The organism is Desulfobulbus sp. (genome assembly GCF_031547805.1).
Lineage (GTDB): Bacteria > Desulfobacterota > Desulfobulbia > Desulfobulbales > Desulfobulbaceae > Desulfobulbus.
This window is the reverse complement of record NZ_JAVBRQ010000012.1, coordinates 46158-71285: the sequence shown is the minus strand read 5'-3', so window position 1 is coordinate 71285 and position 25128 is coordinate 46158. Positions and strand designations below refer to the sequence as shown.

20 protein-coding genes are annotated in these 25128 nt (G+C 62.1%); 2 read left to right on the top strand and 18 right to left on the bottom strand.

The features are described 5' to 3' along the window. Positions 1-19 precede the first annotated feature (19 nt). From RMR13_RS04290 to RMR13_RS04205, 18 genes are all read right to left on the bottom strand, one after another. Positions 20-2542, bottom strand: a complete 2523-nt coding sequence (locus tag RMR13_RS04290; protein ID WP_310599407.1) for a glycogen/starch/alpha-glucan phosphorylase — start codon at positions 2540-2542, stop codon at positions 20-22. A 50-nt stretch (positions 2543-2592) separates the two neighbouring features. Continuing rightward, positions 2593-3405, bottom strand: coding sequence for a polyphosphate kinase 2 (gene ppk2 / locus RMR13_RS04285; protein WP_310599406.1), 813 nt, complete (start codon positions 3403-3405; stop codon positions 2593-2595). 230 nt (positions 3406-3635) lie between these two features. Then, a complete protein-coding gene (gene ydiK, locus RMR13_RS04280) occupies positions 3636-4724 on the bottom strand; it encodes an AI-2E family transporter YdiK (protein WP_310599405.1) in 1089 nt (362 codons plus the stop codon). Positions 4725-4820: 96 nt separating this feature from the next. After that, positions 4821-5423, bottom strand: a complete 603-nt coding sequence (locus RMR13_RS04275; RefSeq protein ID WP_310599404.1) for a PqiC family protein — start codon at positions 5421-5423, stop codon at positions 4821-4823. Beyond that, positions 5416-7047, bottom strand: a complete 1632-nt coding sequence (locus tag RMR13_RS04270) for an MlaD family protein (protein ID WP_310599403.1) — start codon at positions 7045-7047, stop codon at positions 5416-5418. Before RMR13_RS04270 ends, RMR13_RS04275 begins: the two co-directional genes overlap by 8 nt. After that, positions 7044-7673: a paraquat-inducible protein A gene (locus RMR13_RS04265; RefSeq protein ID WP_310599402.1), complete on the bottom strand. Its 630-nt coding sequence runs from the start codon at positions 7671-7673 to the stop codon at positions 7044-7046. Before RMR13_RS04265 ends, RMR13_RS04270 begins: the two co-directional genes overlap by 4 nt. Then, positions 7670-8374: a paraquat-inducible protein A gene (locus RMR13_RS04260; RefSeq protein ID WP_310599401.1), complete on the bottom strand. Its 705-nt coding sequence runs from the start codon at positions 8372-8374 to the stop codon at positions 7670-7672. The genes RMR13_RS04265 and RMR13_RS04260 overlap by 4 nt, the downstream gene beginning before the upstream one ends. 109 nt (positions 8375-8483) lie before the next feature. Continuing rightward, positions 8484-9326, bottom strand: a complete 843-nt coding sequence (locus tag RMR13_RS04255) for a MipA/OmpV family protein (protein ID WP_310599400.1) — start codon at positions 9324-9326, stop codon at positions 8484-8486. Positions 9327-9362: 36 nt separating this feature from the next. Beyond that, positions 9363-10034, bottom strand: a complete 672-nt coding sequence (locus RMR13_RS04250; protein WP_310599399.1) for a DUF3313 domain-containing protein — start codon at positions 10032-10034, stop codon at positions 9363-9365. A 34-nt stretch (positions 10035-10068) separates the two neighbouring features. Continuing rightward, entirely contained in the window at positions 10069-10662 is a 594-nt protein-coding gene (locus RMR13_RS04245; RefSeq protein ID WP_310599398.1) for a twin-arginine translocation pathway signal protein, read from the bottom strand. A 90-nt stretch (positions 10663-10752) separates the two neighbouring features. Continuing rightward, positions 10753-11358 (bottom strand): hypothetical protein, encoded by a 606-nt coding sequence (locus RMR13_RS04240; protein WP_310599397.1) that lies wholly within the window; start codon positions 11356-11358, stop codon positions 10753-10755. Between the two features lie 87 nt (positions 11359-11445). Beyond that, the gene (locus tag RMR13_RS04235) at positions 11446-12936 is read right to left on the bottom strand and encodes an efflux transporter outer membrane subunit (protein ID WP_310599396.1); all 1491 of its coding nucleotides are present in this window, start codon (positions 12934-12936) and stop codon (positions 11446-11448) included. Continuing rightward, entirely contained in the window at positions 12929-16117 is a 3189-nt protein-coding gene (locus RMR13_RS04230; RefSeq protein ID WP_310599395.1) for a multidrug efflux RND transporter permease subunit, read from the bottom strand. Before RMR13_RS04230 ends, RMR13_RS04235 begins: the two co-directional genes overlap by 8 nt. Before the next feature lie 3 nt (positions 16118-16120). Beyond that, positions 16121-17173, bottom strand: coding sequence for an efflux RND transporter periplasmic adaptor subunit (locus RMR13_RS04225; protein WP_310599394.1), 1053 nt, complete (start codon positions 17171-17173; stop codon positions 16121-16123). Between the two features lie 194 nt (positions 17174-17367). After that, entirely contained in the window at positions 17368-17736 is a 369-nt protein-coding gene (locus RMR13_RS04220) for a hypothetical protein (RefSeq protein ID WP_310599393.1), read from the bottom strand. A 165-nt stretch (positions 17737-17901) separates the two neighbouring features. After that, complete coding sequence (locus tag RMR13_RS04215) at positions 17902-19938, bottom strand: sigma 54-interacting transcriptional regulator (RefSeq protein ID WP_310599392.1); 2037 nt, start codon at positions 19936-19938, stop codon at positions 17902-17904. A gap of 291 nt (positions 19939-20229) precedes the next feature. Further along, positions 20230-21765, bottom strand: coding sequence for a hypothetical protein (locus RMR13_RS04210; protein WP_310599391.1), 1536 nt, complete (start codon positions 21763-21765; stop codon positions 20230-20232). Further along, complete coding sequence (locus RMR13_RS04205; RefSeq protein WP_310599390.1) at positions 21762-22223, bottom strand: hotdog fold thioesterase; 462 nt, start codon at positions 22221-22223, stop codon at positions 21762-21764. The genes RMR13_RS04210 and RMR13_RS04205 overlap by 4 nt, the downstream gene beginning before the upstream one ends. A 346-nt stretch (positions 22224-22569) precedes the next feature. Between RMR13_RS04205 and RMR13_RS04200 the strand changes: the two genes are divergently transcribed. Continuing rightward, the gene (locus RMR13_RS04200; protein ID WP_310599389.1) at positions 22570-24483 is read left to right on the top strand and encodes a PAS domain-containing protein; all 1914 of its coding nucleotides are present in this window, start codon (positions 22570-22572) and stop codon (positions 24481-24483) included. Between the two features lie 16 nt (positions 24484-24499). After that, positions 24500-25111 (top strand): response regulator, encoded by a 612-nt coding sequence (locus RMR13_RS04195; RefSeq protein WP_310599388.1) that lies wholly within the window; start codon positions 24500-24502, stop codon positions 25109-25111. The last annotated feature ends 17 nt before the right edge of the window (positions 25112-25128 follow it).

Here is a 25128-nt window from a genome sequence, read left to right as displayed (position 1 = left end):
TCTCTTGAAAAGTAAGTGGTTAAAACCTCGGCGCTGCCGGCCGTTTCGGGAAAACGATGCCCTGGCTGGGCAGGCGTTCCCACTTGAGGGCGACCGGCGACCGCCGCACCTGCCAGATCTTCTCGCAGTATTCGGCAATCGAACGATCCGAGGAAAACAGGCCCATGCGGCTGACGTTGAGGATCGACATCCGGCACCATTGCTCCTGGTTGCGGAACATCGCGCCCACCTGCTGCTGGCAGTCGAGATAGGCCTGGTAATCGGCCAGGACCAGGAACGGATCGTGTTCGAGCAGCGAGTCGATAAGGGGCCTGAACATGTGCCGGTCGCCCCCGGAGAAGCGGCCGTCGGCGATCAGATCGATCGCGGCCCGCAGCTCCTCGTTGGCCTCGTAGATCGACCGGGGCCGGTAGCCGGCGGCCCAAAGGGCCTCCACCTCGTCGACCCGCATGCCGAACAGAAAGAAATTCTCCGCGCCGACCTGGTCCCGGATCTCCACGTTGGCCCCGTCCAGGGTGCCGATGGTCAGGGCGCCGTTCATGGCGAACTTCATGTTGCCGGTCCCGGAGGCCTCCTTGCCGGCGGTCGAGATCTGTTCGGAGAGGTCCGCGGCCGGGTAGATGGCATGGGCGTTCTTGACGTTGAAATCCGGGAAAAAGGCCACCCGCAGCCGGCCGTCGACGTCCGGATCGTTATTGACCGCCTCGGCCACCGAATTGATCAGCTTGATGATCAGCTTGGCCATGAAATAGCCGGGCGCGGCCTTGCCCCCGAAAATGAAGGAGCGGGGCGTCAGGTCCAGGCCGGGGTCGCGTTTGAGGCGGTTGTACAGGGTGATGATGTGCAGCAGGTTGAGATGCTGGCGCTTGTATTCGTGAATCCGTTTGACCTGGATATCGAACAGGGAGGCCGGATCCAGGACGATGCCCGTACGTTCCCGCAGGATGCGGGCCAGCCGGATTTTGTTGTCGTGCTTAATCGCCCGCCAACGCTCCCGGAACGCGGGCCCGTTGGCCAGGGGCTCCAGTTCGCGCAGCCGGTCCAGATCGGTGAGCCACTGTTCGCCGATGGCCGAGGCAATCAGCTCGGTGAGGCCGGGGTTGCTGAGCGCCATCCAGCGCCGCGGCGTGACCCCATTGGTGACGTTGACCAGCTTCTCCGGCCACAGGCGGTGGAAATCGGCCAGGGTGTGCTGCTTGAGCAATTCGGTGTGGAGTGCGGCCACGCCGTTGATTTTGTGGCTGCCGATGCAGGCCAGATGGGCCATGCGCACACAACGCTCTCCGTTTTCGTCGATGATCGACACCCGGCGGATCAGGTCTTCGTCACCGGGGTACTGGCTGCGGACCGTGTCCAGGAAGCGGCGGTTGATTTCCAGGATGATCTCCAGGTGCCGGGGCAGCAGTTGCCCCAGCAGGTCGACGGACCATGTTTCCAGGGCCTCGGGCAGGAGGGTGTGGTTGGTGTAGGCAAAGGTCATCGAGGTGATGGCCCAGGCCTGGTCCCAGGCATAGCCGTGCACGTCCACCAGCAGGCGCATCAACTCGGGGACCGCGATGGCGGGATGGGTATCGTTGAGCTGAATCGCAAAATGTTGGTGGAAGCCGTCCAGGTCACCGTATTGCATCCTGTGCAGCCGGATCATGTCCTGGAGCGAGGCGGAGGCGAAAAAGTACTGCTGCCGCAGACGGAGCACCTTGCCCTGGAACGGCTGATCGTTGGGATAGAGCACCTTGGTGATGTTTTCCGCCTGGATTTTCTCCTCCACCGAGCCGAAATAGTCGCCGACGTTGAAGTCGTCGAAATCGAAACTCTTAGGGGCCTCGGCGCTCCACAGGCGGAGCATGTTGACCGTATTCACCCGGTAGCCGGGAACCGGGGTGTCGTAGGGAATCCCCTTGACCACCGAGCCCGGCGTCCAGCACACATGCACCCGGCCTTCCTGGTCGGTAAAGGTCGCGGTCTGGCCGCCGAAACCCACTTCCACCGCCAGGTCGGATTTCTTGAATTCCCAGGGATTGCCCGGCAACAGCCAGCGGTCGCTCAACTCCTTTTGCCACCCCTGTTCGAAGGTCTGGTCGAACATCCCGAACTCGTAGCGGATGCCGTAGCCGATGGCCGGGATTTCCAGGGTGGCCATGGAATCGAGATAGCAGGCGGCCAGGCGGCCCAGGCCGCCGTTGCCCAGGCCCGGCTCCTCCTCGTGCTCGATAATCTGCTGCAGGTCGAGTCCCGTTTCCCGCGTTGCCCGGGCAAAAGCGTCGTACAGGCCGAGGTTGATCAGGTTGTTCAGCAGGTGCGGCCCCATGAGGAATTCGGCGGAAAGGTAGCAGACGATCCTGCTTTTCTTTTCGGCCATGGCCGCCACGGTATTGATGAACAGGGCCTGCATCCGGTCCCTGAGGGTGCAGCTGACCGCCAGGTAATAATCGTTGAGCGAGGCGGAGATCGGGAGCGAACCCTGCTGAAAAAACAGTTTGTAGGCAAAGGCCCGTTTCAGCTTTTCAATGGCCTGGCCGTCGACTTCCATTTGTTTCAGCATCTTGTCCTCCCGTATCGTTATCCGCGTTGCCGCTTGTGCCCCGGGGCCGGTCAGTACAGTTCCGGAATGAATCTGAACTGGTAGCCCGTTTCTTCGTAGTCGTGCCCGATTTTCCGTTTGGGCAGTTCTATTTTTTCCTTCTTCAACTCCTTGTATTCGATGGAGTGGAGGAGGTGGCTGATGGTGTTGAGCCGCGCCCGTTTCTTGTCGTCCGAGCGGACCACGTGCCAGGGCGCCCACGAGGTGTCGGAGGCGGCGAACATCTCGTCGCGCGCCCGGGTGTAGTCGTCCCACCGGTCGTAGGATTTGAGATCCATGGGCGAAAGCTTCCATGTTTTCCGGGGATCGTCGATCCGGGAGGTCAACCGTCTGGTCTGTTCCCCGGGGCTGACCTCCAGCCAGTATTTGAGCAGGATGATCCCGGATTCCAGCATGATTCGTTCAAAGGCGGGAACCATGGTAAGGAAGCGTTTGGCCTGCTCGTCGGAACAAAAGCCCATCACTCGCTCGACCCCGGCCCGGTTGTACCAGCTGCGGTCAAAGATCACGACCTCCCCCGCCGAAGGCAGGTGGGGGATGTAACGCTGGGCGTACATCTGCGATTTTTCTCGTTCCGTGGGCGCGGGCAGAGCGACCACCCGGAATATTCTCGGGCTGACCCGCTCGGTGATCGCCTTGATGGTGCCGCCTTTTCCGGCGCCGTCCCGTCCTTCGAAGACAATGCACACCTTCAGTCCCTTGTGCACCACCCATTGCTGCAGTTTGACCAATTCGCCGTGCAGCTTGGCCATCTCCCGCTCGTAGGTCTTGCGGTCGAGCTTTTCGGCAAGGGGTTCTTTTTTGGCTGCTTTTGCTTTTTTCATTGTGGTCCTCCGTGTGGGGTTCGGTGTCCGCCTTCAAGGGAAAAACAGTGTGCACCGATCACCGGGCCTGTCCGTTGGGGACAGGCGTCGGCAACACCGCTTGGGCGGAAAGAGTATGTCGGAATGGGCCCGGATGGGCTCCCGGCGCGATTGTCGGGCCGCATCGGGGCGATTCGGAAGCCTGGCCGGCGGCAAGGATGTCTTTTGTTGCAACGACTCGATTGTTCGTCTCAACCATTGTTCTCCTCCTCCGGAACGATCGGTATCGCGGTCTCCGCGCCCTTGATCCAGGCCAGCAGCAGGGTGTGGGTGACCGCCAGCATCACCGGGCCGAGGAACAGGCCGATCACCCCGAAGGCGATCAGGCCGCCGATCACTCCGGCCAGGATCAGCACCATAGGCAGATCGGCCCCTTTCCGGATGAGGAGCGGGCGCACGATGTTGTCGCTGACCGCCACCAGCAGTGACCAGACCAGGAGGATCGTGCCCCACAGGGCATCGCCGCTCCAGTAGAGCCAGATCACGGTGGAAAACAGCACCAGGCCGGGGCCGATCTGGGCGATGCACAGCAGAAACATCGCCGCGATCAACAGGGAAGGCGCCGGCACCCCGACCACGATCAGGCCGATGCCGCCGAGCGCCGATTGGATGGTCGCCGTGCCGACGATGCCGATGGCAACGCTGCGGATGGCCGCCGCCGACAGCAGGGCCGCAGCGTGGCCGCGCTCGCCGGCCAAGCGGCGGGCAAAGGCGCGCACCAGCTCCGATGCTTGCTCGCCCTGGGCGTAGAGAATCGCGGCCAGGACAACCATCAACAGAAACTGGACCAGCAAAAGGCCGATGCTGCCCACCTGGCCCACGACCCATTTGAGGACCGTGCGGACGTGGGGAGTCAGCTTGGCGGTGAGTTCCTGGGCGCTGATCGCCGAAAGCTGCTGCCAGCGTTCGATGAGCTGCTGGGAAAAAACCGGGACCTTGTCAAACCAGGCGGGCGGGGCGCCGAATTCGACGGCCTTGAGCTTGTCGGGGATCGCGGCCAGGTCGCTGGTGTTGTCGAGGAGGGTGACCAGGGCGAGCGAGAGCGGTACGACCAACAGCAACAGCAGCGCCAGCGACATCAGCAGCACCGCCGGCCATCGCCTGCTGCCGCATATCCGCTGCACCTTCAGCATCAGCGGCCAGGTGGCGATCACGATCATGACCGCCCAGGCGAGCGGAAAGAGAAAGGGGCGCAGAATCCACAGCGAGGTGCCGATCAGCAGGCCGATGAACAAAACCGCCAGGGTGGAACGGACGATCTCCGGAGGATGATGGGTCATGGTGGGGCGAGCCTCCCGATCTGAATGGATTGTTCCTCGCGGCCAGGGGCGTGGTCCGCCGCGCGCGGTCGACGGATTTCGTCCGCCGGGACCTGCTCAGCGGCTTGCGCGAATCGCGGCCGCTATTTCCTTGCCCAGCTTGGCGATGTTGCGCCGCTGGGCCTCGATCCAGGCGTCGTAGCCGCTGTCGGCCGGCTGTTCGGCAAGCGTTGTGCGGCGGGTCAGCAACGCGGTCTTGCTTTTGGGGTCGACCAGCGACCAGCGCACATCCAGCTTTGCTTCCTTGCCCAGCTCGCCCTCCATGGCCACGACGTCGAGCACGATCTGCAGCTTCGGCTGCAGGTATTGCCCGGCGGGATAGAGAGACACCTGCTCGGTGTCCAGCCCGCGAACCAGTTGTTCGGCAATGGCGCGGGCGAATTCGCGGTCGACCTCGCCGGCCCACCGATGCTGTTCGCTGAGCCGGTATCGGCCGCCCGTGCCGCCGGTGGCGATCTGCGAGTTCTTGAGCAGATCGGGAATCGAAACCGGCCCGACCACCAGGGCCATCCGGCTCTCCTGCGGCGCCGAGACGTGAGGCGCGGGATCGGCCGCCACCAGGCTGTGGTAGGAGACCGGGGCCGAGGCCGGGGCGCAGCCCGCGGCCAGCGCGAACAGGACGCCGGCCACGGCCACAAGTAGGTGCAGGGATTTATTCATTGGCTTGCTTCTCCTTGCCGAAAATGATCGATTGCGGCTGGTTGTCCAGGGTCTGGGCGAGTTCACGCAGCGACCGCAAGGTCAGGGACAGTTCTTCCAGCGTTTTGGTGGCGGTATAGTTCAAGGGCGAATCCTTGCCTACTCCCTGTTGCACTTCCACCAGGGTTTTTTGCAATTCGACCAGGGTGGCCTGGAGCTTGGGCGTGGTCTCGGTATTGACTTTCCTGGTCAGGGCGCTGAGTTCGGCCAGGGTGTTTTTCGCTTCCTTCAGGGTCTGGGCGAGTTCGCCGCCGATCTGGTCGAACTTGACCTTCTCGAGGTTGGCGACAATCTTGCCAAGCCCTTCCTGCATCCGTTCAAACGAGCCCGGTACGGTCGGGATCACCCGCAGGCCGTCGCGGGTGGTGATGGTCGCCTTGGGGGCATCCGGGAGAAAAACCAGGTTGATCATCATCTGCCCGGTCAACAGGTTGGCGCTTTGCAACTGCGCCCGCAGCCCCTGCTGTTCCACCAGCATCTTGGTCAGGGCCTCGGGATCGCCGGCAAACAGTTCCTTGGCCTTGTTGACCTGAGCGACGCCCAACCGCTCCGGTTCCACCACCACGGTGACCGGCACCAGGAACTTCTTCCGGTTGGCATCGAATTCGAGTTTGAGATCGACCACTTCCCCGAGTTTGATGCCGTAGAGTTCCACCGGTGCGCCGACGCTGAGCCCGCGTACCGATTCGTCGAACAGCAATACGTAATAGTTGTGGATCGAGTATTTCTTCTCCTGAATGGCCGCGTGGTCGGCATACAGGTAATAGGTGGCGTTATCCGCGGCCGCACCGCCCGGTGGGCTATCCTTGGGCAGGTCGAAGGCAATCCCGCCGGAAAGAATCGAGACCATGGATTGGGTCTCGACTTTGAGGCCCTGGGCGTTGAGGCTGATATCGAAGCCGCTGGCATTCCAGAAGCGCGTGTTCTCGGTGACCTGGGTGTGGTGGGGCGCCTCGATGAAGATCTTGACGTCGACCGATTTGCCGTCCGGATCGAAGCCATAGCCCACCACCTGGCCCACTTGGATCTGCCGGTAATAGACCGGCGCGCCGATATCGAGGGAGCCCAGTTCGTCGGCCTTGAGGACGAAATGCCGTCCCGGCTGGCCGACGGTGACCACCGGCGGCACCTCCGAGCCGATGAAGTCGCGGGCCGGAGAACCGGCCCGGTTGCCGTCGATGCCGATATAGGCGCCGGAAAGCACGGTGCCCAGGCCGGAAACCGAACCGCCGCTGATGCGCGGACGCACCACCCAGAATTTGCTCTGATCGGTCAGGTAGGGTTCGCTGCCCTTGATCATCTTGGCGGTGACCACCACCTTGGAGGCGTCTTCGCTCAAGTTGATGGTCTCGACCTCGCCGATCTCGACATCCTTGAACTTGATCTTGGTCTTGCCGGCTTCCAGACCGTCGGCAGTGGCAAAGGTAATGGTGATGGTCGGTCCCTTCTCCCGAATCGCCTTGAGCGCAAGCCAGCCGCCCAGGACAAGGGCCACCAGGGGCACAATCCAGACCAGAGAAACCCTTCGTTTTTTCTGCATAACTGCGGTCGCGGCGTGGCGCTCGAGTTGTGAGCCGTCGCTCATACATCCTCCTCAACAACATCCCATATCAATCGTGGATCGAAACTTTCGGCGGCGAACATGGTGATCACCACCACCGCCGCGAAATAAACGGCCGCCGGTCCCGCCTCGATGGCGGCAATGGCGCCGAGTCGCACCAGGGCCACCAGGATGGTGACCACGTAAATATCGACCATGGACCAGCGTCCGACCAGTTCGGTCAGGCGGTAGAGCACGGTCCGGTCCCTTGGCCGCCAGGCGGAGCGGAAGCGCACGCTCAGCAGCAGGTAAATCAGGATCAGCAGCTTGGCACACGGCACGAAGATGCTGGCGACGAAGATCACCGTCGCCACTTCCCAGGAACCGCTCTGCATGAAGTAGATCACCCCGCTCATGATGGTGTCGGCCTGCTTGGTCCCCAGGGCGGTGGTGATGGTCATCGGCAAAAGATTGGCCGGAACGAGGCAGATCAGAGCCGCCCAGACCAGGGCCCAGGTGCGGGCCAGGCTGTTGGGCTTGCGCAGGTGCAGGTGGGCGCCGCAGCGGGGGCAGTGGGGGTGGGCGTGGACCTGTTGCGCCTCGATCAGCAGGCGGCAGTCGTGGCAGCTGACCAGGCCCAGTTGCCGGGCGGTGAGAAGTTGGGCGTTCATCGGCGCAAATCCAGGCGATCCCAGAGCAATGGCGGATCGAGGCTTGAGTAGGCGGCGGCCATGACAAAGATCAGGACGGCGAAGGAAAAGACCGAAACGCCGGGAACAATGGTCGCCATGTGGCCCAGCTTGACCAGGGCGACCAGGACGCCGATTAAAAAGACTTCCATCATCCCCCAGGGAGCGACTTCCTGCACCAGGCGGAACACCCGGCCCGCGTGGCGGGCAGGCGGACGGTTGCCGTACAGCGGTGCCAGGATATAGAGCAGGCCGAGCATCTGCGCCAGCGGTACCAGCACGCAGGTCAGCAGCACCAGGAAGGCCAGTCCCTGCATGCCCTCGTTCCATAATTCGCGGATGCCGGTGAGCAGGATGGTTTCCTGGACCAGGCCGCCGCTTTTCATTGCCAGAAACGGAAAACAGTTGGACAGGACGAACAGGACCAGGGCGGTCAGGGTCAGGGCCAGGCCCCGTTCGATACTGTTGGGTTTGTCGCGGTACAGCACGGCGCCGCAACGGAAACAGAGCAGGGTCGCATCCCCCTGCGGGGCGAGCCGGTGCAGCAGGTCGCAGTTGGGGCAGGCGACCAGGAAGGGCTCTGTCCTATGGCCGGATGCACAAGCGGCGGCATCGGCGGGCTCTGCCCGCTCGGGGAGCCGGTGCTGCGGATGCCGGTGGCGTGAAGTGGAATGCGAGTTCATAAAAACGAAAAAAAGAGCGCCGGCGGGTCTGGGACCGTCCGGCGGGTTTGCGGCCCGGCCCCGCCAAGATCCGCGGACCTTGGCGGGGATTCGGGCCTTGAGTTTTTGCTCACCAAAAGGCGTAGCCGATGCCGATGCCGCCAATCCATTGGGTCGCGTCGCCCCGTTGGTCGACGATCGGGCTGTCGGCCGGATCGCCGGCAATGACGGAGCCGCGCACGCCGACGGTCATCAACCAGTTCTTGTTCAAGTAAAAGAGACCGCCCACGACCATGTAGTACTCGTTCACCCCGGCTCCGGCATTGAAGAAGGGCAAGCCGGAGGAGCCGACGTTGTCGGCGTTGACGCCGAAGTAATGGTTGGCATAGTCGTCGTTTTGGTAGATGACACCGGCGCTGAGATTGAAATCGACCGGTTTCGCCACCGGCAGCCAGTAGCGGAAGCCGACATTGGCGCGGAACCCGTCGCTTTCGTTGCCGACATCCTGGTAGAGCCTGGCGCCGAGGATGAAGCGGTGGCGGGGATCGTCCGCCAGGGTCCAGACGATGTCGGCGAAGGCGCCGAGTTCGACCGTGTCGTCGATTTCATGCATCCTGCTGACCATGGGATCGTCGACACTGTCGGTGCGGCCGAAGTGGTAATTCGCCAAGGGCCCGAAGCGAAACATTTTATCGTCAAGGACATTGATCGTCAATTCATTGGCCATCAGTTGAATGTAGCGCTCCTGGCCGGAAAAGGTGTAGCGGATCATGGGCGCGAACCCGACGGTGTAGTCGTCCGAGCCGCGATAGTCGGGCATGGCGCCGACGGCCACGCCAATGATCGTGGGCACGGTATCCATGTCCAGTTCGAGCATCCCGGCGGCGCCCGCCGGGCGGGTGGGAGCGAGGAAAACCGCTCCGGCCGCGCCACAAGCCAGCACCGTCAGCTTGAGCATCTGCATGGTGTTCATCTCTCTCTCCTTGTGTTCAGTTTGAGGGCGGCTAGGTTACTGGGCCATCTTGCCGTGGGTCTTGTCCAGGGTGACCCGCAGCCGCTTCGCCCAAAATTCGAACGCTTCCTCGGCGGAGCCCAGCTTGCTGAACCCGCTCATCTTCGAGCCGTCGAAGGTGTCGATGCCGGCGGCCAGACGCTCATTGGTCAGGGAATCGAGCAATTCCACCTCCATGCTCGCGCCGCCCACGCCGGTATACCCTCCGGTCGTCGCCTTCTTGGCCACGCTGATCGCCAGACCCACCGGAATCACGGTGGTGATGCCGTTCATGACCGGGCTGCTGGTTTCGATATCGGTGATCGCCATGCGAATGCGCAATACATCCGGCCCCGGTTCGGTGACCAGGGGATAGGCATTGCCCAGGGCCTCGAAAATGGAGCGATGGAAGGAGTCGGACAACGCCTTCATGTCGCTGGCCTGGAGGCCTTGGTCAGCCCCGTTTTTCTTGAGGAAAAATTGCACTTCGTCGATCATCACCTTGTTGTATTTGCCCAACTCCATTCCCGGCTTGGTGTAGACCTGGTCGATCCCGTCGGATGGCCCGGGCTGAAATTGCGGGTAGGTGCCGAGAAAACCGGACGGTTTTGCCTTCGAGGAGGCGCAGCCGATGAGTGTGCCGCAGGCCAGGATCAGCAGGCCTGTCATCAGTACGTGGTGTATCTTCATGGTCGTTGTCCTTTCCTGAGATTGACCGAGGAACCTATTTCCCCGGATGAAATGGCGTAATCTTACTGCCTTGGATACCGATGCCGGCCATCAAACCCTCCTGGTCGAAAAAGAAGGCGTAGGTGCCGGCATGGGCGGTGGTCGTGGAGAACGATCGGGCCATGCCCTCGTCCATGATCACGATGGTGGGGCCGACGCCAAGCTCCCAACCATCGCTTTTCTTCAGGTACTTCAAATCATCGTCGGACAGGAAAAACAGGGCATAGCCGAACTTCTGCGCCCCGGCCTGCAGGCCGTAGGAAGCGGCGATGGACCGGTAATACCCCGTGGTCCTGCCGCCCACCCGCAGGGCGCCTTCTCCGTATTGGCCGCCGATGATGAAACCGCCCTTGATGATGTCGGGGAAGACCAGGATGCCCTTGGCAATTCCGGCCATCTTCCGGGCAGAAGGTGTGCTCTTGTAGAGTGATTGCAAGGCGATGTCAACATCGCGGTTGATTTCCGCGGCGGTGTCGGCTCGTGCGACCGTGGGCGGAAGCAGGGCCAGCACCGCGATGGCGATGCACAGAGACGCGAGCATGATCCCTCGCATTTTCAGGGCGGAATGCATGATGCTTGCGGTTTTCATATATGACTCCTTGTTGGTGGTTGTCCATTTGGGGCCCGCATGTTGTCCGCGTCCGCGGCGGGCTGGCCGGCGTCACGGAACACGGCCGGTTCAGCGTTTCTTGGTTTTAACGACAATGTCGATGGCCTCGATATAGGTGATGGCAATGGTGTCGCCCACCTTGACTTTGTCGAGGTTGGCCGGATTCTGCACCTTGACCGAGGTGACCACACCGTCGGCGAACTTCAGGAGTACGCTCTCGCCAGTCTTGTCAATATCCATGATGGTGGCGGTGACATGGGCTTCGGTGACGCCGATGCCTCTTGGCTTGGCGCCCGGTTCGGCGTTGCCGATCACCCGGGTGACGTCGTTGAGCACCTCGCCCGGTTCGGCCATCCGCACTTCCAGCTCCTGGGCATAGGTGATTTCAACCGTGTCGCCCCGCCTGACCTGGTTCAGGTTGACCGCCTCCTTGCCCACATGGATATCGAAAAGCCTGCCCTCGAAGCTCCGCAGCTTGACCATTCTGGTCTTGAGGTCGACGGCCTCGACCGTGGCCGTGGTCGAGCGGGCGGTGGAGCGCTGGATGTCGAGCGTCGAGGCGTTCGCGTCCTTGGCGGGAGCCTGCGAAGTCGGGCCCGTGGTTTCGTGCTGGGCGCAGGAGATCAGGGTTGCGGCCAACAGCGCCATTATTGCGGTGTTCAACAGCTTGTTCATAGATCCCTCCGATTGGTTGTGGTGGTATGGCTTGTGTGTTTCAGATGCGGCCGGAACTGAGCCCTTCTGTTCGATCGTACGGCGAAGCTATTTTTTCGTTCGTTCGTCTGCCCGGTTTTTTTCCGTCTTCGCCTGCCCGGCCGCCGTCTCTGCGGGAAGCGGCTGGGAGAGCGCGTCGGCCTTGTCCACCCAGCCACCGCCGACCGCCTTGTACAGGGCGATTCGCGCCAGGTGCAGTTCCCCTTGCGTCTGGGCATAGGACAATTCGGCGCTGAAGAGGCTGCGCTCGGCGTCGAGCACGGTCAAAAAGTCGGTGTAGCCGTTGTCGTAGCGCAGGCGGGCGATGTCGGCGTACTGGCGCAGGGCGGCCACCTGGCTTTTTTGCGTTTCCAGCTGTTTGTCGGTCTGCTGTTGGGCCACCAGGGCGTCGTTCACCTCGCGGAAGCCGTTCTGGATCGCCTGCTGATAGCCGAGCAGGGCCTGCTGTTGCAGGGCCTCGGCCTCCCGCACGCTGCCGGCGATCTTGCCGGCGGTGAAGATGGGCATGGAGACCGGGACGCTGTACTGCCATATCCGCGAAGGCCCCTTGAACAGGTCGCTGAGTTCGCCGCTGGCCGTGCCCAGGGCGCCGGTAAGGGAGATGGTGGGAAAATAGGCTGCCTTGGCCACGCCGATCTGGGCGTTGGCCGCGATCAGGTTCTGCTCGGCCTGCCGGATGTCGGGCCTGCGTTCGAGCAGATCCGAGGGGATGCCGGCCGCCACGACGGGCAGGATAAGCTCGTCGATGGTTTTGCCCCGGGCGATTGGGCCGGGATTGCGGCCAAGCAGCACGCACAGGCTGTTTTCCTGCTGGGCGATCGCCTTTTCCAGCGGCGGAATGGAGGCCAGGGCCTCCTGGTACTGGGAGCGGTTCTGGCTGAGTTCGAGATCGGAAACGATCCCGCCGTTGAACCGCTCCTGGAACAGGGCGTAGGATTCCCCCCGGCTTCTAGCGGTGTTGCGACTGATTTCAAGCTGCCGGTCGAGGTCGCGGAGATTGATATAGGCACCGGCGACATTGCTGACCAGGGTCAGGACGACCGCCCGCCGACCTTCCTCGCTGGCGATCAACTGGGCCCGGGCCGCCTCGGTGCTGCGGCGGATGCGGCCCCACAGGTCGATTTCCCAGCCCGCGTTGAGGGCGGCGGAAAAGGAATTGGTGGTCACCTTGTAGCCGGGGACCAGCGCGTTTTCCCCGGTTTCGGTCACCCGCTGGCGGGTGTAGTCGGCGCTGGCGCCCACCTGGGGAAAGAAATCCGCCCGGACAATGCCGTAGCGGCCCGCGAATTCCTCGATACGAGCCGCGGCGATCAAGAGGTCCTTGTTTTCCTGCAAGGCGGTGGCGATCAACTGGTCGAGCACCGGGTCGTTGAATTGGCGCCACCAATCGGTGTCGGCCAATTGCCGTGCCTCGTGCTCCGGCAAACGCCAATCAACGGGGACATCCACCGTCGGCCGTTTGTAGTCCGGCCCCACGGTGCAGCCGGCAACGCCGCCCATGGCAAGGGTGAGAAGAAGAAAGAACCGAAGGTTACGCATGATGACCGCCTCCCTTGCTGCTTTCGTCGGCAGGCGAGGAGAGTTCCTTGCCGTTGGTGGTGCCGGCTGCCTTTTTCTTCGAATGGCTCAATTTTTCGACCACATAGAAGGTGACCGGAATCAGGAAGACCCCGATGCAGGTGGCGGTGAGCATGCCGCCGATAACCGCGTTGCCCATGACCTGGCGCGAAATCGCGCCGGCGCCCGAGGCGGTGGCCAGCGGCACGCACCCGAGGATAAAGGCGAACGAAGTCATGAGGATGGGCCGCAGGCGCAGCTTGGCGCCTTCCAGGGTGGCATCGATGAGGGGTTTGCCTTTTTCGTATTCCATTTTGGCGAACTCGACGATGAGGATGGCGTTCTTGGCCGAAAGGCCGATCAGCATCACCAGGCCGATTTGGGCATAGACGTTGTTTTCCTGGCCCCTGAGAAAGAGCGCCGCAAACGCCCCGGCTACCGCGATCGGCGTGCCCAGGAGCACCGAAAAGGGCAGCGACCAGCTTTCATACTGGGCGGCCAGGATCAAAAAGACGCACAACAGCGAGAAACCGAAGATCACCATCGGTGAAACCCCTTTCTGCGCCTGCCATTCCTGGAAGCTCATGCCCATGTAGTCAAAACCCATTTCCGTGGGCATGGTTTCGGCAAAAACTTCTTCCAGGGCCTTCATCGCCTGGGCCGAACTGTAGCCCGGAGTGGCGTTGGCGTTGATCTGCGCGGCCCGGTAGAGGTTGTAGCGCATGGTGAACTCCGGCCCGGTGATATTCTTCACCGTGGTCAGGGCCGAAAGCGGCACGCTCTTGCCGTCCTGGTTGCGCACGTAAAACTGGCCGATGTTTTCAATATCGCTGCGGAATTCTCCCTCGGCCTGGATGTACACCTGCCATTGACGGCCGAATTTGTTGAAATAGTTGATAAAACCGCTACCCATGAAGCTTTGCAGGGTTTTGTAGACATCGTTGACGTTGACCCCCTGCTTGAGCACCTTGTCCTGGTCGACATCGACATAGAGCTGGGGCACGGTCGGCCGGAAGGTGGTCGAGATGCTGGCGATCTCCGGCCGTTTCTTGGCCGCTTCGATGAATTTGTTGACATTGGTGGCCAGGAAATCGATATCCTTGCCGGCCCTGTCCTCGAGCATGAAGGTGACCCCGCCCGAGGTGCCGATACCGGGGATGGCCGGCGGCGAGAAGGCAAAACCGATGGCGCCGCTGAGTCCGCCGAGTTTCTTGCTGAGTGCCTGCTTGATTGCCTCGTATTGAACCTCGGGCTGCTTGCGCTCGGCCCAATCCTCCAGGGTGATGAAGAAAAAGGCGCTGTAGGTGTTGGTGACCTGGCTGAGCAGGGAAAAGCCGATGACCGAGGTGCAATATTTCACCCCCGGTGTATTCATGATCAATTCTTCCGCCTGCTTGGTGACTTCACGGGTGCGCTGCAGGGAGGCGGCGTCCGGCAATTGGATGCCGGCGAAGACATACCCCTGGTCCTCTTCGGGGAGGAAGCCGGTCGGCACCGTTTTGCCGAAAAAACCGGCCAGCACGGCCATCCCGGCCAGAAAGATGAGACTGACCGCGCTCTTGCGGATCGCCATCCGGCAAAAACCGACATAGCCGTTGGTGGTGCGGCCGAAGACCCGGTTGAACCAGTCGTAGAATTTCTGCAGCGGGCCTCTTGATTTGCTCTTGGGCCTGAGCAGCAGGGAGCAGAGCGCCGGCGACAGGGTCAGGGCGTTGAAGGCGGAGATGATCACCGACAAGGCGATGGTGAGGGCGAACTGCTGGTAGAGCCGGCCGGTGATCCCGGGGATGAAGGCGGTGGGGATGAACACCGCCGCCAGGATGATGGCGATAGCGATGACCGGCCCGGAGACCTCCTCCATAGCCTTGAAGGTGGCGTCCCTCGGCGAGAGCCCCTGTTCTATGTGGTGTTCCACCGCCTCGACCACGACGATGGCGTCGTCGACCACCAGGCCGATGGCCAGGACCAGGCCGAACAGCGACAGGGTGTTGATCGAGAAGCCGAACAGCGGAAAGAACATGAAGGTGCCCACCAGGGAAACCGGCACGGCGAGCAGCGGAATCAGGGTGGCCCGCCAGCCCTGCAGAAAGATGAACACCACGATAATGACCAGCACCAGGGCCTCGAACAGGGTGTGCTCGATTTCCTTGATGCCCTCGGTGACCGCCAGGGTGGTGTCGAGGCTGACCACGTAGTCGAGATCGGGCGGGAACCGTTTTTTCAGCTCCTTCATCAGCTCCTTGGCACCGTTGGCGGCTTCGACCGCGTTGCTGCCCGGCATCTGGTAGAGGGCGATCAGGGCGCTGGGCTTGCCGTTGAGCCGGCCTTCCATGCTGTAGGTCTGGGCACCGAGCTCGATCCGGGCCACGTCGCTGACCCGGACGAGGGAGCCGTCCGGATTGGCCCGCAGCACCACCCGGGCGAAATCCTCCACCGATTGAAGGCGCCCCTGGGCCCGGACCGCGTAGGTGAATTCCTGGCCGGCCGGCACCGGTTCCGCGCCCACCTGGCCGGCGGGGTTGACGGTGTTCTGCGCGTTGATCGCGTTGACGATTTCGGGAATGGTGATGTTGAGCTTGGCCAGCTGGTCGGGCTTGACCCACATCCGCATGGCGTATTTGCCGGCGCCGAAGATGGTGACGCTGGCAATACCCTTGATCCGGGTCATCTGGTCGTTGATGTTGATGTAGCAGTAGTTGGCGAGAAAAACGTTGTCGTAGGTGCCGTTGGGCGAATAGATGCCGAACATGATCAGGGGCGAAGAGGTGGATTTTTCCACCTTGACGCCGAAGTTGCGGACATCGCTGGGCAACTGCGATTCGGCCTGGCCTTCGCGCATCTGTGCCAGCAACTGGTCGGTGTTGGCGTCGGTTTTGACGTCGAAATTGACCGTCAGCTTGGTGTCGCCGTTATTGGCATTGATCGAATACATGTAGTTCATGTTGTCCACGCCCGACATCTCCTGCTCGATGGGGGTGGCAACGGCTTGCTCCAGGGTGAGCGCGTCCGCACCGGTGTAGGTGGTCGAAATCTTGATCTCCGGCGGAACGATATCGGGGAATTGGGCAGTGGGCAGGCCGCTCATGGCGACGAGGCCGATGATGACCATGAGGATCGAGATCACCATGGCCACAATGGGGCGGTTGATGAAAAATCTGGCCATGACTTACCTCTTCTCAGCCGGGGCGGCGACGGTCTTGGCCGCCGGAGCGAACGGTTTGGGGTTCACCGGCATGCCGGTCCGCACTTTCTGGACACCCTCGACCACGATCTGTTCGTTGGGCTTGAGGCCCTGGTCGATGATCCAGTCGGAATCGATCCGGGCCCCCACCTGCACCGGCCGGATGTCCACCTTGTTGTCGCTACCCACCACGGCCACCAGGTACCGGCCCTGAACCTCGATAACCGCCCGTTGGGGCACCAGCAGGGCTCCCTTTTCCACCCGGACCGTGGCCCGGATCCGGCCGTACTGACCGGGACGCAGCCGATTCTCCTTGTTGGGGAAGAGGGCGCCGATCTTCATCGTGCCGGTGGTGGGGTCGATCTGTCGGTCCATGACGGCAAAGTAGCCCTCGTGCGGATAGACGCTGCCATCGGTCAGGATGAGCTCCAACGGCAGCTTGTCGACGTGTTTTTCGGTTTTGAAGCCGGTCAGGTATTCCTGCTCGCTGATATTGATATAGACCTTGATCGGATCGAGGGTGGAGACCGCAGTCAACTCTTCCTGCATTCCCGGGGACACCAGATCGCCCAACTGGGTCTTGGCCAGGCCGGCGACTCCGTCCACCGGCGAGCTGATCTTGGTGAAGCTCAAGTTCAGCTTGGCTTCCTCCACCGCCGCCTCAGCCGCTTCCACCGCGGAGCGGGTCGAGAGTTCGGTGCCCACCGAATCGTCGAGATCCTTCTGACTAACCGCGTTTTTTGCGGCCAAGGGGCGGATGCGGGCCAGATTGGCCTTGGCGGTCTCGTGGCGGGCGATCTGCTGGAAGAGTTGGGCCTTGGCCTTGTCCAGGGAGGCCTGGAAAGGACGGGGATCGATTTCAAACAGCACCTGTCCCTTGCGCACCTCTTCGCCTTCCTTGTAGCTCTGGCGAATGAGGTAGCCCGTGACCTGGGGCCGGATGGTCGCGTTGACCATGCCGTCAAGCACGCCCACCCAATCTTTCTTCACCGGCACGTCCCGCTGGGAAACGGTAATGGTCTCCACCGTCGGGATCATGGGCCCGGCTTTATGCTCCTCTTTTTTGCAGCCAGCGGTGAAGCAGACCGTGCCTGCGAGAAGTGCCGCTGCCGCCAGATGCGCGATCCGGCAACGGAGCTGGGACCGATTGACACGTTGTTGTGGTTTTTGCATTGATTTCTCCCGACAAGTTCCTTCGTTCGCCTGCCGGACCGTTGGCCGGCGGTTTGTTGTTATAATTGGCCCGGGTGCCCGGACGGTTCGTTCTCCCGGAGCGTGGCGGTATGCAACCGGGCCCTTTCCACCACTTCCAACCCTCCGATCGCCTGGACCGCAAAAAATGTTATCTCCGGCGGGGTCCGCGACATCTCCATGGCCTCCAGCACCCTGGAATACAGGGGGGAGCGGAGATGCTGCTCAAGGGCCTCCCACGAACGCCAGCGCTCGGTGTAACAAATGGTCTCTCGCTCCACCTCCATGGTGAGGCGGCATTCCAGGCAGTCGATATTGACGGCAACCAGTCCACGGATAGAGTCGAGCACCTCGAGGAGCCCGGCTTCTTCACCCGGAAAGGGGTGTATGATGAGCCTGGAGAGAAACATGCAGAAATCATTGCACAAAACGCTCCAGTTCGTTTGTGGATAATGGTTTTTCTATATGGATAATTTTATGTACTTTTCTTGCGGACGGGAACAACGAGGCTTTCTGTAGGGCCCAAGGGACGATATAGCATCTCGCTTCGGGATGATATATCGTCCCTGGGGCCATCAGGATTGCCATGGCACGCCGAGCCGGCGCATGCGGGAATAGAGAGTGGATGGATGCAGGCCCAGCAGCTCGGCCGCCCCGCCCTTGCCCTTGATGCGGCCCTGGGTCGTCTTGAGAGTCGCCACGATGTGCCGGCGCTCGACCTCCTCCAGGGGAAGGATCGGAGCCGGCGCAGCGTGGGCAGGCAGTGTATCCAGCAGAGAAAGGTCCAGGGCGTTGCCCTTGCTGGTGATCATGGCCCGTTCGATGACGTTGCGCAACTCGCGGACATTCCCCGGCCAGGAATAGGCCATGAGCTTTTCCATGTCCGCGTCGGCCACTCGGTTGATCCTGCGCCCCATCCGCTGGGAGAATTCGTTGACAAAGGCCCTGGCCAATTGAGGAATGTCCTCGATCCGGTCCCGCAGGGGCGGCACCTCGATGGGAAAGACATTGAGCCGGTAGAAAAGGTCGCGGCGAAAGCGCCCCTGCTCGACCTCAAGGGCCAGATCGCGGTTGGTGGCCGCGACGATGCGGACGTCGACGGTGATGTTGGCCGGGCTGCCGAGCCGTTCGAACACCCCGTTTTGCAGCACCCTGAGCAGTTTCGCCTGGGTCTCCAGAGGCATTTCGGCGATTTCGTCCAACAGCAGGGTCGAGCCGTGGGCCAGTTCGAAACGACCGATCTGTCGGCTGAGGGCGCCGGTGTAGGCCCCTTTTTCCCGGCCGAACAGTTCGCTCTCGATCAGGGCGGCCGGCAGGGCCGCGCAGTTCACCGTGATCATCAACCGTTTGCCGCGGTTGCTGAGCTGGTGAATGGCCTGGGCGATCAGTTCCTTGCCGGTGCCGGTCTCGCCCTGGATCAGGACGGTGCTGTCGGTTCGGGCCACCTGTTCGATCAGTCCCTTGACCCCTTGCATGGCCGTGCTGACACCGAGGGAGCTGTGCCGGTTTTCGTTGAGGCCGGCCTCGGAGCGCAGCAGGGTGTTTTCCTGCTCGAGCAGGTCGCGGAGATGATTGATTTCCCGCATCTGTTCGCGCAGTTTGTCTTCCAGCTGCTTGCGTTCGGTGATGTCCATGGTCACCCCGGACAGCCGCTTGGCCGCACCGGAATCCGATTCCTGGAGACTGCCCCGGAACACCTTCCAGCGGATCGAACCCGCCGGACCGGGCACCCGGTATTCCACCCGCACGTTGCCGCTGGAATTCCGAGATTTTTCAAGCGTTTTGGTGAGCAAGGCCCGGTCCTTGTAATACACCTTTGCCAGGAGCGCGGGAATGGTCATGGCTTCGTCCGTTGAGAAACCCAATTTCTCCTTTGCCTTGCGGGTGGTCCAGAATTTTTCGGAGCTCAGGTCGTACTCCCAGAAATCGGCTCCCGCCGCCGCCGCCGCTTCCTCGAAGCGCTGCTGATAGGTTTCCAGGGATCTGAGGATGTGGCGCCGTTCCAGGGCGCCGACGAAAATCTCGCCCAAGAGCCGCAGGGAGACAACGAACGAATCCGGCCAGAGGCACTGCTCCCTTAAGGAATGGACCACAATAATGTGGTGGATGTGCCGGCCGACGCACAGCGGGATGGCCAGTGCCGACTTGACGCCGAGCCGGACGAAGAACCGCCGGTCGGATTCCGCTTCCGCCGGAAGGGAATCGAGCCCATACCGTGCCACGGTTTTGCCCTGGTGGACTATCTGGTGGTAAGTCCAGGGGAGTTGTTCGGCCAGGTTGATGGTGCTGAAAACGGGTTGGATTCCCGGAGCGTGCCAGACGCAGGAATCCACCAGGTCGCACAATCCGTCGGTCACCTTGAACAGGCCGCCGCGGTCCAGGCCCAGAGGGAGGAGCAGCTCCTGCAAGACGGCATGGATGACCTCGTCGAGTTCTTCCGACGAAGCCTTGAGAATGCGGGCTGAAACCAGCGGAATGGAGGATTGGAAATGTTGCAGGCCGTCGGCCGTCAGGATGCATGCGACCGGCTCGTCAGGAAGGGGCGACGACGGTGCTTGCCGGGAGAGTGGAATGTTTTCTTGTGCCGCCTGATCTGCCTGATTGCCTTCCATGCCTGTCTGTTCAGCGAAAAGGGGAGGCCGACTCGTTGCTGTCGCCAAGAAGCGAGGCGCATGCAGGCAAACAGAAAGCCATGCGGTCGCCCCGGAAACCTTCGAGCCTGCACTGGCGGCACCTGCACGATGTTGCCGGCCGTTGCGCGGAAATTCGTTCGGAGGTGCTGGTATTACTCGCAAAACGATATAACAAAAGCCTCATCTTGTTCACCAGGAAAATGAGCGGGCCTGCAAATTTTTATTGATTGCATCGGCGATCGATGGAATGCGGGCGAGCGGGCGCCGCTTTCATTTGATGCCGGTGAACGGGCGCATTTCGGTGTCGCAGGTGCCGCCGACTTTGACGGTTTGCGCCTGTCCCCCTGCCTGGCACTGTTCCCCCCGATCCGCGGTTCGGCAGATCACCGCCAGCGGTTTGCCGGCATTGACCCATGAGGGGGTCCGGCGATAGCGGCCGATCTCTTTGAAGGCGCAGCCGTCCGGAATGCCGTAGGGGACGCATCGGCTGGGCGCGTCCTTCAGGCTCACCCGTTTGCCGTCGATGACGAATCCGGGATAACTGTCGGTGATGGTGGCCACATCGCGGGCCGCTTCCTCGCGCACGGCGAAACGGCGGAAAAAATATCCGCCCGTTGTCTGCTGACCCACCTGAATGCGGGTATTGGCGATCAGGGCGAAGTCGTTGCCCTTTCTCGCAACCGCGCCGGAGATGTATTCGACCCGGTCGTACTGGGGAAAGCATTTACCCATTGCCGGGGCGTGGTAATAATGCTTCAGGCCCTTGAGATCCGCCAGCGAATTGCCGGGAAAGATCGCGGCCAGATCCTGGTCGGTGCCGTAGAGGATACGCTGCACCTCGGCGAGATTCTGGCTGTACATGCTTTGCAGCTTCTTGAAGTACTGAGTGCCGCCGCCGGCGGCCAGGTCGTTGCGCAGGTAGCAGGCGGTCAGGCCGGAAACCTGGGCCAGGTACTCGTCCCAGATGTTGTACTGGGACACCTTGGTGGCCACTCCCTGGAAGTCGCCCGGCGCGCTGCATCCCTGGCCGCGGACGCAGGATTCGAGCCCCCGGTTGCGGATCGACAGGGCGATGATGTTGCGCTCGCAGGCGCCGTAGGCGGAGCAGCCGCGGTCCAGGTGGGCTTCGAACAGCGCGGTGCGCATGGTGTAGTCCAGGTGTCTGGCGCGTTGCAGCGATTCTTCCGGCCATTGCTGCCGGGAGGCGGCGATGAAGGCGTTCCAGGCGTTTCGCAGGGCGGCGGGGCGTCCCACCAGGCCTTGGTTGACGGTCGCGCAGGCGGACGAGTTGTGGAAGGCGCGGATGATGCGGTCCAGCTCGCCCTGGGGCTGGGCGGCAGTGGAAGCGGGCACGGGCGACGGACGGGGCGGCTCGAAGACCGGCGGTTTGTCCATGGCGTAGAGGTTGCGGACATCGAGCACATAGCGCACGCCTGCCTCGCAGTGATGGTTGTCCACCCGGAGCGCCTGCCGTTCCCTGGCGACCTGGGTGTAGCGTGCCACCGCCGTCGGGGTGGCGGTGCGGGCGTCGACGATCACCTTGAAGCCGACATAGGGGATGCCCTGGTCGTCGGTGAGCGGCTGCCCGTTGCGGATGGGCAGGCAGGGGACCACCGAGGTGCCCTGCGCCAGGGTGCCCGCCGGTGCGCTTGGGCTGGAAGGACCGAAAGAGGCGATGTCGTAGTAGGGGATGTCGAGGGCGCCGTTGAACCGGTAGAGGGTCATGACCGGGGTGGCCGGAATCTCCGCCGCCCGGACGGTGGCTGCCGCAACCAGCAGGGACAGCGCGAACAGGAGCCTTTTCATGCCTGTCCTCCCCCTGCCGGTTCGTTCCGGGCGGGGCTTCCGGCTGCCGCCGGTCGCACGGCCACGGTCAGCCGGGAAACGCAGACCAGGTTTTCGGCCGCGTCGCGGATCGTAATCTGCCAGACCTGGGTGGTCTTGCCGATATGCAGGGGCGTGGCCCGGCCGACCACCCAGCCGCGGCCGGCCGGCCGGACATGGTTGGCGTTGATTTCCAGGCCGACGCAGATCGTGCCTTCCTCGACGCTGAGATAAGCACCGGCTCCGCCCAGGGTTTCGGCCAGGGCGGCGGAGGCGCCGCCGTGCAGCAAGCCCATGGGCTGCATGGTCCGTTCGTCCACGGGCATCCGCGCCTCGACGAAATCCTCGCCCAGGGCCGTGAACTCGATGCCCAGGCTCGCCACCAGGGTCGAGGTGCAGGCCAGTTGCATTTCCTCCAGTGTCGGTCGTTTTTTCCACATATGTTTTCGCGCGCGTCTTGTTGAAAACGTCTTGCCCCGGCCGGACGGGGTTACGGCTGCCGGCGTCGTATTTCTTGTGAATCCCGAAAATTATATACCCGATGACCAGGGGTTTTGCAGTCCCTTTTGTCGGCTTCCCCGAAAGCGCCGGCCCCGGCACTTTGGGAGAGGGGGGACGCCTGGCCGGAATTTGCCGGAACACCGCTTGATTTGAGCGAAATACGGCCGGTTGTCTGATTGGCGTTTTCTTTTCGGTGTGTCTGCTATATGATAAATATTGTTACAAAATGGCGATACGTCCGGGTGTCCGGCGGTTATGAATACAATTGCGAGGGGCGGAAAAAACATGTCCGCAGATGAGCTGGACCGGCAAAGAGTGCGGCAGCCACAGACCAAGAAGATCCGCCGGGACATGGCCGAAACCGCTCCGGAACTGACGGTGCGTCTGAATCGGGAAGGAAGGGTGGTCGCCCTTTTGCCCCCGGTCCGGATGATGCCGGGTTTGATCGCCGAGGAACTCATCGGACGCCACTATCTCGATTTCGTCCGCCGCCGGGAACGGGACCGAGCCCAACAGGCGGTCGCCCTCCTGCTGAACGGCGCGCATGCCATCGAATTGGTCCTGCGCATCCGGAGAAACGGCGGCAAATCGGCCCGGGTCGGGGTTCGGGCCACCCCTTGGTACGAGGGAGAGCGCTTGGCCGGCGTGCAAGGGGCTTTGCGCCTCATCCTTGGGCCTGCTTCCGCGCAACCCGGATCGGAAGGCGCCTTCCCCGGTTTTCCGGCCTCGGTGCCGGGGGGGCACGGGGGCTCGCTGGGCCAGGGCCGGGCGGTGCAGAAGCTGCTCAACACCGCTGCCGTCGGCCTCGGCATCCTGCGCCGTGGACGCTTTCTGTATCTCAACGAACAATTGAGCCGCATGACCGGCTATGAGGCCGAAACATTGCTCGGCCGCGATTGGAAGGCGCTGTTTTTCGAGGCAATGGACGGTACCGGCGCCTCCGACAGGCCGCCCGCGGGAGCCGATGGGGAACGGACGGCAAAAGCCCGGTGGCTGCGCGCCGACGGCAAGATCGCGGAGGTCCGGCTGAGCCTGGTTCCTCTGGAGGCAGGCGACGGCTGGAAGCCCGGCGACGTTGCCCTGACCGCCATCGATCTCGGCCCGGAGACCCAGGCGGATGGCCTCCTGCAATCCGTTGGTTCCGAGTTGGATATATGTTTTCAAACCGCAGTCCCCCTGTGCCTGCTTTCCCTGGATTGCCAGGTGATGCAGGTCAATCGGGCCTTTGCCGATTTTTTCCGTTGCTCCCCCGAAGAGGCGGTCGGCAGTCCATGCGCGGCCCTCTGGGGGTGCGAATCCTGCGGCGACGAGGAATGCATCGTGCGGCAGATGCAGGCTGGGCGAACCCACGGCTCGTATGTGCTCGACAAGGTGGTGGGGCGACGGCATGTGGCCTGCATGTTTCACACCGTGCCCTGCCGGGATGAGGCGGGCCGGTTGAGCGGCGTGCTGGTCGCTTTTTTCGAGAGCCACAAGCTGGACAAGATGTCGGTCGATTTCCAGACCATCCGCCGCCAGCTCGTCCAGGCGGAACGGTTGAGCGCCATCGGCGCCCTGGCGGCCTCCATTGCCCACGAGTTCAACAATCCCCTGTGCGGGATTCGCGCGGTGATCGAACGAACCGCGAGGAAAACGGCCGGAGCTGACCGCAGCCTGCTGCAGATGGCCCTTGACAATTGCGACCACATGAGCGGCCTGATCAGGAATTTGCAGCAGTTCAACCTGCCGTTTTCCGATGAACGTCTTTCCTTCGATCTGCACCACGCCATCGATTCGGTGTTGATCTTGCTCGATAAATATTTAAAGATAAGAAAGACTTCTGTCGTGAAGGAGTGTGGAGATGCCCCCCTGTTGCTGTGCGGATGCGAAAGCCAGATCAAACAGATGGTGCTCAACCTGATCAAGAGCAGGGGCGAGGCCATGCCTGAAGAAGGCGGCGAAATCCGGATCAGGACGGACCATAACGGAGACAAGATCAGGATTGTACTGTCCGATACCGGCAATTCCATCAGGCAGGAGCATCTACCCCATTTGTTCGAACCTTTTTGCTCCAGCGCCAACCCGGCGGGGGAAAACGGATTTGGCCTGTCGGTGTCCCATGACATCGTCAAGGCCCATGGCGGCGACATCGTGGTCGAGTCGGCGCCGGGACAAGGAGCGGTTTTCACCGTTACCCTGCCGATCGGGATTCAAAGTTAACACCAGGGAGACAGGCATGCCGCAGCAAGCATCCATTCTTATTGTCGATGACGAAGAATTAATCCGGGAAAGTCTTCGCCTCGATTTTCAGGACATGGGCTATCGTACGGAAATTGCGGCCAGCGGCGAGGAAGCCTGCGCGCTGCTGCAGGAAAAGGAATACGATCTGATCGTCACCGACCTGATCATGAAGGAGATCGGTGGATTGGAGGTCCTGCGCCAGGCCAAGGGCAAGCATGCCGACCAGATCGTCTTCATCCTGACGGGGTATGGCGAGTTGAATTCGGCCATCGAGGCGCTCCGGCTGGGGGCCGACGATTATCTGCTCAAGCCTTACAACCACGACGAACTGATGCTGCGCGTGGCCAAGTCGTTGACCGGCCGCACCTTGCGGCAGAAAGTCCAGTTCTACGAATCGATGCTGTCCATCTGCAGCGACTGCAAGAAGGTGCGCGACAGCGAACCGGACGAGAACGGCGAGGAACGCTGGATCAGCATCGAGGAGTTTGTCAGCAAGACCACCGGCAGTGACCTGAGCCACGGCATTTGTCCCGACTGCTACCGACGCAAGATGGACGAGCTCTCCGAGATGATCCGCCGTGGCCGGATCAAGCCCCGCACGCCCTGAACGCCGGACACTCCGGG